At 70.4% G+C, this 12110-nt stretch carries 10 protein-coding genes, 1 tRNA gene and 1 pseudogene; 1 reads left to right on the top strand and 11 read right to left on the bottom strand.

All coding sequences use genetic code 11. The features are described 5' to 3' along the window. Positions 1 to 58: 58 nt before the first annotated feature. From ZRA01_RS18620 to ZRA01_RS18570, 11 genes are all read right to left on the bottom strand, one after another. On the bottom strand, positions 59 to 2089 hold the full coding sequence (locus tag ZRA01_RS18620) for a HEAT repeat domain-containing protein (RefSeq protein WP_141354878.1): 2031 nt from the start codon (positions 2087 to 2089) through the stop codon (positions 59 to 61). Positions 2090 to 2109: 20 nt separating this feature from the next. Then, a complete protein-coding gene (locus ZRA01_RS18615) occupies positions 2110 to 3876 on the bottom strand; it encodes an arylsulfatase (protein WP_141354877.1) in 1767 nt (588 codons plus the stop codon). A 110-nt stretch (positions 3877 to 3986) separates the two neighbouring features. Further along, on the bottom strand, positions 3987 to 4784 hold the full coding sequence (locus tag ZRA01_RS18610) for a helix-turn-helix domain-containing protein (protein ID WP_141354876.1): 798 nt from the start codon (positions 4782 to 4784) through the stop codon (positions 3987 to 3989). 15 nt (positions 4785 to 4799) lie between these two features. Continuing rightward, entirely contained in the window at positions 4800 to 5219 is a 420-nt protein-coding gene (locus ZRA01_RS18605) for a DUF1178 family protein (protein WP_141354875.1), read from the bottom strand. A 19-nt stretch (positions 5220 to 5238) separates the two neighbouring features. Then, positions 5239 to 5323, bottom strand: a tRNA-Leu gene (locus ZRA01_RS18600). 8 nt (positions 5324 to 5331) lie between these two features. Beyond that, positions 5332 to 5589, bottom strand: coding sequence for a cell division topological specificity factor MinE (gene minE / locus ZRA01_RS18595; RefSeq protein WP_141354874.1), 258 nt, complete (start codon positions 5587 to 5589; stop codon positions 5332 to 5334). 1 nt (position 5590) lies between these two features. After that, entirely contained in the window at positions 5591 to 6406 is an 816-nt protein-coding gene (gene minD / locus ZRA01_RS18590; RefSeq protein WP_141354873.1) for a septum site-determining protein MinD, read from the bottom strand. 29 nt (positions 6407 to 6435) lie between these two features. After that, positions 6436 to 7263, bottom strand: a complete 828-nt coding sequence (minC, locus tag ZRA01_RS18585; RefSeq protein ID WP_141354872.1) for a septum site-determining protein MinC — start codon at positions 7261 to 7263, stop codon at positions 6436 to 6438. Between the two features lie 73 nt (positions 7264 to 7336). Further along, the gene (hslO, locus tag ZRA01_RS18580) at positions 7337 to 8224 is read right to left on the bottom strand and encodes an Hsp33 family molecular chaperone HslO (RefSeq protein ID WP_141354871.1); all 888 of its coding nucleotides are present in this window, start codon (positions 8222 to 8224) and stop codon (positions 7337 to 7339) included. Continuing rightward, a complete protein-coding gene (locus ZRA01_RS18575; protein ID WP_141354870.1) occupies positions 8221 to 8586 on the bottom strand; it encodes an ArsC family reductase in 366 nt (121 codons plus the stop codon). Before ZRA01_RS18575 ends, hslO begins: the two co-directional genes overlap by 4 nt. Before the next feature lie 155 nt (positions 8587 to 8741). Then, the gene (locus ZRA01_RS18570) at positions 8742 to 11072 is read right to left on the bottom strand and encodes a Tex family protein (protein ID WP_141354869.1); all 2331 of its coding nucleotides are present in this window, start codon (positions 11070 to 11072) and stop codon (positions 8742 to 8744) included. A gap of 185 nt (positions 11073 to 11257) precedes the next feature. Here ZRA01_RS18570 and ZRA01_RS18565 point away from each other — a divergent pair. Continuing rightward, positions 11258 to 12110: pseudogene (locus ZRA01_RS18565) on the top strand (hypothetical protein); the annotation flags it as partial.

The raw sequence follows: 12110 nt of genomic DNA, 5'->3' as shown, positions 1-12110 counted from the left end.
GACCCATCCTCGGTCAGACCTTCTCCGTCCTCACTCCAACCCGCGTCGGGCCCTGCGGTCAGCGTGTCGGCTGGCCGAGGCGGCGGAGGAGGGCGTCGAGGTTGCGGCGGGCCTGGGTGTTGCCGGGCATGAGCTCGGTGGCGCGGCGTCGTTCGGCGAGGGCTTCGTCCCATTGCCCGAGTTCGCCGGCCAGCAGGCCGAGGGCGAGGTGGAGTTCGCCTGGCTGGGCCGAGGCGGTGAGGCCGTCGCGCAGCTGCTGGCGGGCCTCGGCGGGCTGCCGGGTGGCGACCAGAAAGCGGGCGAGGGCGAGGCGCGGGGCGTTGCTCACCGGGTCCTGGGCGACGGCGCGGCGGAAGTGGGTCTGGGCGCGGGCGAGGTCGCCGGTGTCGGCGTGGAGCAGGGCGAGGTTGACCTGGGCGGCGGGCATGTCGCCCATGGCCTGCTGGGCGGCGATGAAGTCGGCGAGGCCCTGGCGGCGTAGCGGTTGGCGGCCGGGGGGCAGGGCGTCGTCGGGCAGGTCGGCGATGCCGCGGGCGGCGCTGATGCGCACCGCGCGCAGGGGGTCGTCGAGCAGCGGGGCGAGGCCGGCGAGGCGCTCTGGTGCGGGGCGGGCGGCGAGGCTGATGGCGGCGGCGGCGCGTACCACGGGGTCGGGGTCGGAGAGGGCCGTGGCGGGGGGCGGAGCGCCCAGGGCGGCCAGCGCTTCGATGGCACTGGCGCGGACAATGGCCGGCTGGGCCGGGTTGGCGATCAGCGCCGCCAGCGCACGGGCTGAGCCGGGCTGGCCCTGGCGGGCGGCGGTCAGGACGTCGCCGTAGTGCCCGGTGGGCGGGCGCGGGCCGTGGTGCTTCTCGATGGCGGCGGTGGCCCAGTCGGCGGAGCGCCCGGTGTGGCAGCCGCGGCAGGCGTCGGGGCTGCCCAGCCGGGCGCTGAGCGCGGGCTGCGGGATGCGGATGGCGTGGTCGCGGCGGCCGTGCACCACCATGTAATTGGTGCTCGGCATGTGGCAGTCGACGCACTGGCTGCCGGCCTGGCCGGGGCTGTGGAAGTGGTGGGCCGGGCTGTCGTAGTCCTTGGCCTGGAGGCCCTTGAAGCGGGGGTTGGCGCTTGCGTTATGGCACTGGGTGCACAGGGCGTTGCCGCTGGCGCGGAGCTTGCCGCCGTGGGGTTCGTGGCAGTCGCTGCAGGCCACGCCGGCCTGGTACATGCGGCTCTGGCGGTAGGAGCCGTATTCGAAGACTTCGTCCTTCTGCTGGCCGTCGGCAAAGTAGAGCTCGGGCCGCAGGGTGTCGGGCAGGTAGTTGTCGAGGAGGGCGCCGCCGGGGGCGGCGTCCTCGACCAGCCGGGTGCGCCGGGCGTGGCAGCTGGCGCATTGGTCCACCTGCTCGTGGGCGGTGCCGAGCCGGCGGTTGGGGGTGGGCTCCGGCTGGCCGGTGCCGCGGGTGGCGCTGGCGGCGTGGGCCTCGCCGGGGCCGTGGCAGGCCTGGCAGCCCACGTGGTCGGTGGCCCACCGCGTGCGGTAGGCGTCGCGGGCGTCGTCGTAGCCCTTGCGGTAGGCGGTGGTGTGGCATTCACCGCACATCAGGTTCCAGTTCTGGTAGCGGCCGGTCCAGTGGAGCGGCGAGCCGGGCGGCGGCGGGTCGTCGGCGAGCAGTGAAAACCAGCGTTGGCGCTGGGTGTCCCAGGCGACGCCGAGGGCCTGCAGGCGGCCGCCGGCTTGCGGGATCAGGTATTGCTGCAGGGGGTGGATGCCGAAGGTGTGGCTCACCTCGAAGTCGGCGGGCCGGCCGTCGGCGCCCTCGGTGCGCACCATGAAGCGCGCCAGCTGGCGGGTGAAGCGGGTGGCCTGGCGGGGGCCGTCGAAGCGGGTGTCGGCAAAGTCGGCCCGCACGCTGGCGGGGCTGGCCGGGGCCATCGCGTGGCGGTGCTTGGAGCCCTCGAAGGCGGCCGCCTGCCGGGGGTGGCAGGCGGCGCATTCATGGTCGGCGATGTAGCCGGGCCGCGCCTCGGCCTGGGGCGGGTCGGCGCGGGCCGTGGTGACGGCCAGGGCCGTCAGCCACAGCAGCGCGAGCAGGGCGCGGAAGCGCATCGCGCGGCCTTGTGCCTTGCTCAGGGCTTGGCCTGGGGCTTGGCGTGGGGTGCGCTGCCGGCCTCCTTGGCGAGGTCGTCGTAGTACTTGCCGGCGTTGCTGTAGCCGGGGCGGTAGGCCAGGCCTTCGATCTCGAGGGTGCCGGTCTCGGCCACGTACTGCTTCCAGGCGACGATCATCTCGCCGAGCTTCTGGGGGTTCTCGTCGGCCAGGTCGCGGCTCTCGGTGCGGTCCCTGGCGATGTTGTAGAGCTCCCAGCCGTCCTTGCCCCAGGGCTTGTTGGCGTAGACGATCTTCCAGTCACCCTTGCGCAGCGCCTTGCGGCCACCGAGCTCCCAGCCCACGGCGTCCTGGTCGCTGCGCACCGTGCTGGCCTTGCCTTGCAGCCAGCTCACCATCGACTTGCCGCGCAGCGGCAGCACCGGCTTGCCCTGGTATTCGGTGCCCGGGTGGCGGGCGCCGGCCAGCTCGAAGATGGTCGGGGCTACGTCGGTGACGTGGGCGAACTCGCGCTTGAGCGCGCCGCCCTTGATGCCCGGGCCCCAGGCGATGGCCGGCACCGCGATGCCGCCTTCGTACATGAAGGACTTGTAGAGCTTGAAGGGGGTGCTGCCCACCTGCGCCCAGCCCGGGCCGTACTCGATGAAGGAGCCCGGCTTGCCGGTGTTGGCGGTGCTGTTGTCCATGTCCTTCTCGATCCACTCGCGGGTGCGGCCCACGTCGTACACCGAGTTGCCGTCGGCGCCGTTGTCGGACATGAAGAAGATGAAGGTGTTGTCGAGTTCGCCCTTGGCCTTGAGGTAGTCGAGCACGCGGCCGATCTGGCGGTCCATGTGGTCGACCATCGCCGAGTAGACCGTCATGCGGCGGGCCTCGGCTTCCTGTTGGGCGGGGGTCAGGCTTTCCCACTTCGGCCAGTGGGCGTGGCCCTCATACACGGGGGTGTCGGCCGGGACGATGCCCAGGCGCTTCATGCGCTCGAGGCGCTCCTTGCGCAGCTTGTCGTAGCCTTCCTTGTAGCGGCCTTCGTACTTGGCGATGTCGGCGTCGGGGGCGTGCAGCGGCCAGTGGGGGGCGGTGAAGGCCAGGTAGCCGAAGAAGGGCTTGCCGGACTTCTCGCCGCTCTTGAGGTAGTCGAGCAGCTTGTCGGTGAAGGCCTGGGACGAGTAGAAACCGTCGCGGGGGATGTCGATGGCCTTGCCGTTCTCGCGGTAGATGGCCTTGGGGGGCTTGGCCGGGTCCATCGCCACGATGCCCGACTGGTCGCCCCAGTGGCTGGCGCCGCCCATCACCATGGCGTAGGACTGCTCGAAGCCGCTGGTGGCCGGGCTGAACTCTTCCTTCACGCCGAGGTGCCACTTGCCGGCCATCGCGGTGCGGTAGCCGGCGTCCTTCAGCACTTGGGCCATCGGCACCACGCGCTCGTTGAGGTTGCCCTCGTAGCCGGGCTTGCCGCGCTGCTCGGGCAGCATCAGCTCGGCCATGTCGCCGAAGCCGACGAGGTGGTTGTCGCTGCCCGACATCAGCATCGCCCGGGTCGGCGAGCAGAAGGGCGAGGCGTAGAAGCCGGTCATCTTCACGCCGCCGCTGGCGAGCTTGTCGAGGTTGGGGGTGGAGATCTCGGCGCCGTAGGCACCCAGGTCGGTGTAGCCGAGGTCGTCGGCGACGATCAGCAGAATGTTGGGGCGCTTGGCGGGGGCGGCCTGGGCGCTGGCTGCGCCGAGGGCAAGGGCCGGGGCGAGCAGGGGCAGGCAAAGCTTCGCGAGAAGCGGTGCGTGGGGCTTCATGGTTGTCTCCTGGTGTTTTTGTCGTCTCAGGCGGGCTGAGGGCGACAATCCTTGCACAGGGCGAAGCGGTGTTGTTTGCGAGCCGGGTGGCGTTCCACCAGGTGGAACGTTCAGGCGCTCTGGCTGGCGGCCGCGGCGATGGCGGCGGCGGCTTCCTGCAGGTCGGCCAGGTGTTCGGCGACGATCTGCGCCTTCAGCTTGTATTTGCGCGGCCACACGAGGTTCATCGCGGCGAGGATGCGCGGGCCCGCCATCACCGGCACCGCGATGGCGTCGATGCGGTCGTCGACGACGCTGATGTCCTTGTCGTCGGCGCCGCCGAACTGGGGGTCGCGGGAGGCGTAGCCAAGGCGGCGGGTTTCGTCGAGGATGGCTGGCAGCTCGCCCCGCAGCACTTCGCGGCTGCGCCGGAGCAGGGGCGGGTTGAGGGCGGCGTCGGCGAGTACGGCCTCGCGCTCGGCGTCGCTGCAGAAGGCCAGGTAGGCGCGCCCGGGGGCCGACAGGAACATCTCGACCCGGTAGCCGAGGGGGTACATGGCGACGCTGAGGGTGCTCTGGCGGCGGGAGGTTTCGACGAGCTCCATGCGGAAATCCCGGAACACCAGCACGTCGGAGGGCCAGATGACCTTGCGGCGCAGGCTCTCGAGAAAGGGCGCGGCGATCTCGCCGATGGCCAGCAGCTCGTCGGCGAGGCTGGGCCGCAGGATCAGCGCGAAGCGCCGCCGGTAGCGCCCGTCGCCGATGGCCCGCCAGGCGAAGCCGCTGGCCTCGAGGGTGTCGAGGATGCGCAGCAGGCTGGGTTTGGGGATGCCGGTGGCGGCGTGGAGTTCGGCCAGCGACTGGCCGTGGCGCTCGTCCAGTTTGCGCAGCACGTCGAGACCACGCTCGAGGGCGTTGATGGTCTTCACGGGGCGTGAGCCGGCTTAGTGCAGGTCGTCCTTGTCCGGCGGCACCGGCAGGATGGGGATGCCCTCGTCGATCAGTTCGAGCATGTCGGCGGAGCTGGCCTTGCCGCGGATGGCGCGCTCCTCGGCCTCGCCGTGGTGGATGCGGCGGGCTTCGTCGGCGAAGCGCTCGCCCACGTCCTCCGACTGGCTGGCGGCGGCGCGCAGCGCGTCGATGAGGCGCGCGGCGATGGCCTTGGGGTCGGGGGGCGGCAGCGTGGGCGCCGAATGGGAGGACGTCTGCACGTAGGGCGCCGAGGGCAGGCGGCGCACCTCCCGGCTGTTGCAGTGGGGGCAGCTCACGAGCCCGGCGGCGAGCTGGGCTTCGAAGGCCTCGCTGGAGGCGAACCAGGCCTCGAAGCGGTGCTCATGTTCGCAACTGAGGTCGAGGACGATCACGATGGCTGCCGTGGTGGGGTGGTGCCCGGAACGGGACTTGAACCCGTAAGCCTTGCGGCGGCGGATTTTAAGTCCGCAGTGTTTACCGATTTCACCATCCGGGCGGTGCTGCTTACTTGGGCTGCTCGGGCAGCGTGATGTTGACCTCGAGGATCTCGCAATTGTCCTGCTTTTCGAGCTGGACCTTGATGTCGTCGATGCCCACGTTGACGTATTTCGAGATCACCTCGATGAGCTCCCGCTGGAGGGCCGGCAGGAAGTCGGGGGCACGGTTGCCGCCGCGCTCGTGGGCGATGATGAGCGACAGGCGCTCCTTGGCCATCGAGGCGGTCTTTTGCTTGGTGCCGAAAAAATAGGAGAGCAGCGACATTTCACTTGCCTCCGAACAGCCGCTTCAGCAGGCCGGGTTTTTCGTAGTTGACGAAGCGCAGCGGGCGCTCTTCTTCGAGGAAGCGGGCCACCACGTCCTGGTAGGCCGTGGCCACGTCGCTGTCTTTGAGGTGGATCGCCGGGGTGCCCTGGTTGGAGGCCTGCAGCACGTCGTCGGATTCGGGGATCACGCCGATCAGCGGGATGCGCAGGAGCTCCTGCACATCCTTGTAGGAGAGCATCTCGCCGTCTTCGACGCGCTTGGGCGAATAGCGCGACACCAGCAGGTGCTCCTTGACCGGCTCGCGGCCTTCGATGGCGCGGCGGCTCTTGCTCTGCAGGATGCCCAGGATGCGGTCGGAGTCGCGCACCGAGGAGACTTCCGGGTTGGTGACGATGAAGGCGTCGTCGGCGAAGGTGAGGGCCATCACGGCGCCGCGCTCGATGCCGGCCGGGGAGTCGCACACCACGTATTCGAAGCCCATGTGGGTGAGGTCTTTCAGGACCTTCTCGACGCCTTCCTCGGTCAGGGCGTCCTTGTCGCGGGTCTGCGAGGCCGGCAGCACGAAGAGGTTGTCACAGTGCTTGTCCTTGATCAGGGCCTGGTTGAGGTTGGCCTCGCCGTTGACCACATTGATCAGGTCGTACACCACGCGGCGCTCGCAGCCCATGATGAGGTCGAGGTTGCGCAGGCCGACGTCGAAGTCGATCACCGCGGTCTTGAAGCCGCGCAGCGCGAGGCCGGTGGAAATGCTGGCGCTGGTGGTGGTTTTGCCGACGCCGCCCTTGCCGGACGTTACTACGATGACGCGTGCCACGATGTTCCCTTCAGATTTTTGACGCCGCTTCAGCTGGACTGGAGCGCGATGATTTCGAGAGTATGCAGATTGTCGGTGCCCGTGAGCCGGACCTGGGCGCTGCGCCCGCCGACCGACTGGGGAATGCCGCGCTCGAAGGTGCGATACACCCCGGCGATGGAGACGAGTTCGGGGCCGAAATTGGTGCTGAAGATGCGCGCCGAGGTGTCGCCGCGGGCGCCGGCCAGCGCGCGGCCGCGCAGCGGGCCGTAGCAGTGGATGCTGCCGTCGGCGATGATCTCGGAGCCGGGGCTCATGCCGGCCAGCAGCACCAGGTCGCCGCCCTTGGCATACACCTGCTGGCCGGAGCGCAGCGGCCGGTCGACGATCAGGGTGGGGGCGACGGGGGCTTGTTCGAACTCGGGCCCCGGGGCAGCTGCAGGGGCTGGTGGTGGTGGCTCGACCGGGGCTGGCGCGGGGGCGGCCACCGGCGCGGGCGGTGGTGTTTGCGGCATCGCCTGGGGCGCACCCAGCGGGCGCTCGCCGGAGAGATCGTCGCTGCCGAGCACGGCCAGGCCGGCGCGACGCGCGCCTTCGATGAGGTGCTCGGGCAGGCGGCGCACACCGATGGGCTGCACCTGGTAACGGCGCAGCAGGCTGAGGATGGCCGTCCAGTCGACCCGCTCGGGGGCGCTGGCGAGTTGGGCGAAGTCGAGGATGGCCGGCTCGCCGGCGAAGAAGTCGGGCATGCCGCCGAGCATCATGTGGAGGGCATCGGCGAGACGCACGGCGTCGGTGTCGCGGAGGCTGGCGGTCATGACGGCCAGGCTGGCGCCCTTGAACTCGATCAGTTTGCCCTGAAGGCTTGGGTCGGCCATGGATGAGGTGTGCGCGGACAAAAACCGCGTAAGTCTACGTTTCAGAAGGGTTTTGGGCAAGCCCGGCCCGGGATCAATGCAGGGTGCGGCCTTCGGCGGGGGGCTCGGCCGCGGGCTCGGCGAAGAGGGCCGCCACCTCGTCGGGGCCCAGGCGGTATTCGTGGTTCGACAGGTCGTCGTGGATCAGGATCTCGCCGTGCTCGGCGAGCATTGCGTCGAGCTCGGCGCGGCCCAGGGAGCGCAGCATGTTGCGCACCTTGTCCCAGTCGTGGGGCCACTGGTGGCTCACCTCGCGGGCGTCGAAGAGGCGCACGGTTTCCTGGTGGAAGAGGCGGGTGAGGATCTCGTCGACCGGCAGGCCCAGCAGCTCGTCGTCGCGCAGGGTGGCGGCGAGGCGGGTGATGCGGTCCCAGCCGTCCGGATCTTTCTTGTCGGCGTCGGGCAGCTTCTGCAGGAACAGGCAGGCGGCGGCGCTGCCGCTGCAGGCGGTGTGCAGCGCGGCGGGCTGCTGTTCGGACTGGGTGAGGTAGTGCTCGAAGACCTCGGCGACGGTGTTGCCGTCGATGGGCACGAAGCTCTGGTAGGGGTGGCGCAGCTCGGGCATGTCGAGGCTGAGCAGCAGCTGGCCGTCGCCGAGCAGCTCGGCGATGCCCGCCTTGCCGGCGGCTTCGGGCGAGGCCTTGGCGTAGCCGCGCAGGTTGAGGGCCTCGGTGATGTCCACCACCAGCAGGCTCACCGGGCCGTGGCCCTGGAGCTGCACGGTGAGGCGGCCGGGCTGCTTGAGGTTGCCGCCGATCACCGTGGTGATGGCGCCCGTCGCGCCGAGCAGGTCGCGCACCGCGGGCGGGTAGTCACGGTTTTCGAGGAGGGCCCGCCAGACGTCGTCGAGCTTGACGATGGCGCCGCGGATGTCGAGGTCGTCGAGGAGGAAACGCTGGACGTAGCTGCTGAAATCGCTCATTCGGTGGCTCCGGCGGGGGTGGCGAGGCTGGCGTAGAGGGCGGGGTCGAAGCCGACCAGCAGCTTGCCGCTGGCGGTTTCGAGCACCGGGCGGCGGATCAGGCTGGGGTGTTCCTGCATCAGCTGCACGGCGGCGCTCTGGGTGTCGAAGGCCTGCTGCTCGGGCGTGAGCTTGCGCCAGGTGGTGCCGCGGGTGTTGATCAGGGTCTTCCAGCCGATCGCCTTGCTCCAGGCGTGCAGGCGGGCTGAGTCGATGCCGGACTTTTTGTAGTCGTGGAAGCTGTAGGCCACGCCGTGCTCGTCGAGCCAGGCGAAGGCCTTCTTCATGGTGTCGCAGTTCTTGATGCCGTAAATCGTGGTCATGGGCCGTAAAAACAACACGACGCCGGCCGGCGTCGCTGGAAAATCAATGGGATGGGGCGGATTTTAGCCGGGCGGGGGCGGGGGCGGGAGGAATTGTTGCGCGGGGGAATGCTGCGCTACGGCCGCGGGCCGGCGGGGCCGGCCCGGGCGTTGGTTTACTTCTTCAGCACCTTCGCAAACGCGTTGGCGAGGGAGCCCGCCATTGCTGGTTCGCGCTGGGGCTTGGCGGCGGGGCCGCGTCCGCCGCCGCGGTTGTCGCGGGCGTCGCGGGCGCCACCGCCGTGGCTGGCGGCCTGGGGTTGGTCGCCCATGCGCATGGTGAGGGCGATGCGCTTGCGGGGGAGGTCGACCTCCAGCACCTTCACCTTCACCACCTGGCCGGCCTTGACCACGCTGTGGGGGTCTTTGACGAAGCGGTCGGCCAGCGCCGAGACGTGCACGAGGCCGTCCTGGTGCACGCCGATGTCGACAAAGGCGCCGAAGTTGGTGACGTTGGTGACGACGCCTTCGAGGATCATGCCGACGCTGAGGTCTTTCAGCTCCTCGACACCTTCCTTGAAGCTGGCGGTGGTGAACTCGGGGCGGGGGTCGCGGCCGGGTTTGTCGAGCTCCTTCAGGATGTCCTGCACGGTGGGCAGGCCGAAGCGTTCGTCGGTGTAGCGTTCGGCCTTGATCTGGCCGAGGGCGCGGCTGTCGCCCATGATCTCGCGAACGCCTTTCTTGATGTCGGCGAGGATGCGTTCGACCACCGGGTAGGCCTCCGGGTGCACCGCCGAGGCGTCCAGCGGGTTGCTGCCGGTGGTGACGCGCAGGAAGCCGGCGGCCTGTTCGAACGTCTTGGGGCCGAGGCGCGGCACGTCGAGCAGCGCGGCGCGGCTGGGGAAGGGGCCGTTGGCGTCGCGGTGGGCGACGATGTTGGCGGCTAGCGTGGGGTTGAGGCCGGAGATGCGGGTGAGCAGCGCCGCGGAGGCCATGTTCACATCCACGCCGACGGCGTTCACGCAGTCTTCGACCACCGAGTCGAGGGCCCGCGCCAGGCGGCTCTGGTTGACGTCGTGCTGGTACTGGCCGACGCCGATGGATTTGGGGTCGATCTTGACCAGCTCGGCCAGCGGGTCCTGCAGGCGGCGGGCGATGGAGACGGCGCCGCGCAGGCTCACGTCGAGGTCGGGGAACTCCTTGGCCGCCAGCTCGGACGCCGAATACACCGAGGCGCCGGCTTCCGAGACGACGATCTTGGTCATGGAGAGCTCGGGGCGCAGCTTGATGAGCTCGGCGGCGAGCTTGTCGGTTTCGCGGCTGGCGGTGCCGTTGCCGATGGCGATCAGCGAGACCTTGTGCTTCTCGCACAGCCGGGCCAGCGCGTGCAGGCTGCCGTCCCAGTCGCGGCGGGGCTCGTGGGGGTAGATCACGCCGGTGTCGACGAGCTTGCCGGTCTGGTCCACCACGGCCACCTTGACGCCGGTGCGCAGGCCCGGGTCGAGGCCCAGGGTGGCGCGGGGGCCGGCGGGGGCGGCCAGCAGCAGGTCTTTGAGGTTGCGCCCGAAGACGCGGATGGCTTCTTCCTCGGCCTTCTCGCGCAACTGGCCGAGGAGTTCGAGTTCGAGGTGCAGCGAGATCTTGACGCTCCAGGCCCAGCGCACGGTCTCGCGCAGCCAGGCGTCGGCCGGGCGGCCCTGGTCCTTGATGCCGAAGTGGCCGGCGATGCGCCCCTCGCAGGGGTTGGGGCCGGCGGGGCTGCCGTCGGTGGGGTCGGAGTCGAGGCCCAGCTGCAGGCGCAGGAAACCTTCGTTGCGGCCGCGGAACAGCGCCAGCGCCCGGTGGGACGGCACCGTTTCGATGGCTTCGCGGAAGTCGAACCAGTCGCGGAACTTGGCGGCGGCCGGGTCGGTGGCCTTGTCGGCGATCACCGTGGAGGCGACGACGCCGTGGTCGCTGAGGTATTCGCGCAGCTTGCCGATGAGCTCGGCGTCTTCGGCGAAGCGCTCCATCAGGATCTGGCGGGCGCCGTCGAGCACCGCCTTGGTGTCGGCAAAACCGGCCTCGGCATTGAGGTAGGCGGCGGCTTCGGCCTCGGGCGTGAGGCCCGGGTCGGCCAGCAATGCGTCGGCCAGCGGCTCGATGCCGGCCTCGCGGGCGATCTGGGCCTTGGTGCGGCGCTTCTGCTTGAAGGGCAGGTAGAGGTCTTCGAGGCGCTGCTTGGTTTCGGCGTTCTCGATGGCCTCGCGCAGCGCCGGGTCGAGCTTGCCCTGCTCGGCGATGCTGTTGATCACCGCCACCCGGCGGTCTTCAAGTTCGCGCAGGTAGCCGAGGCGCTCTTCGAGGTTGCGCAGCTGGGTGTCGTCGAGGCCGCCGGTGACTTCCTTGCGGTAGCGGGCGACGAAGGGTACGGTCGCACCTTCGTCGAGGAGCTGCACCGCAGCAATCACCTGGCGGGGTTGTACACCCAACTCGGCGGCAATGCGTTGTTCGATCGGCAGAAGCATGGGCTGGCCCGAATTCGGAAAAGGGCGCATGGTGCCCAATCTCCGGTCTTGCCCGCAAGCCCGTCGAGCTGGGAGTTTCCGGTAAAATCCCAAGATTATTCGTGTCGCGGGCCTTCTGATTGCCCGCGCACCCCACGCCGGCCGCCCGTTTGCGGCGTGTCCGGCCACGCAGGAGATGACACCGTATGAACCACGTATTCGCTGCGCTGGCAGTGGCGGCGTTCGGCATGGTGGTGCTCGGGGGCGATGCCTCCGCCGCGCCTGCTGCCACGCAAGCCAAGCCCGCTCACAAGCAGTCGGCTTCCAAGCCCGCTGCGGTCAAGGCCCCCTCCAAGAAGGCGGCTCCCAAGGCTGCGGCGGCGCGTGCGCCCGTCGCCAAGGCCGCGCCGGCAAAGGCCCAGGCCGACAAGCGGGCCGACAAGCGTTCGACCGCCCGGGCGGAGAAAGTCGCCAGCGCCACCGGCCGCGGCGGCAAGGAGCGCGTCGAGAAGGAGGTCGTCGGCAAGAAGGCCACCACCCAGGCGGCTGCCAGGCCCGAGCGCCTCTCGAAGGCCGAGTCCCGGGCTGCAGCTCGGGAGGAACGCCTTGCGGCCCGCGCCGCAGCCCGCGAAGAGCGCCTCGCGGCCCGGGGCAAGAAAAACCGGGTGGCCCGCGAAGAGCCTCCCGCCCGTGAGCCGAAGGGCCGCGCGGCAGTCGCCCGTGCCGAGCGCGAGGAGCCTACGCGCGGCTCCCGGCGCCAGGCCGCCGAGGCGGTGAGCCGCATCCCCGCCCCGGCCGTGCCGGTGGCGCGCCCTGCGCAGCTGTCCCTGCCGGCCCCGGGCCCGGTCACCCGCGGCATCGGCCGGGAAGCCTTTGTGCCGACCACGCCGCCGGTGCCGCGCGGTGAGGCGGTGCGCCAGCTGCGTGCTCCGCTGCCGACCCCGGCGCCGGTGGGGCGCCAGACCGTGGTGATTCCTCCGCCGGCTGTAGCCGCGTCGGCGGTGGCCGCGGCGCCGGCCGCCCAGCTGCGCCCGACCGTCGAGGCGCCCAAGCCGGTGG

The sequence above is a fragment of the Zoogloea ramigera genome (genome assembly GCF_006539865.1).
Taxonomy (GTDB): Bacteria; Pseudomonadota; Gammaproteobacteria; order Burkholderiales; family Rhodocyclaceae; genus Zoogloea; species Zoogloea ramigera.
This window is presented reverse-complemented; position numbering and strand designations above follow the sequence as displayed.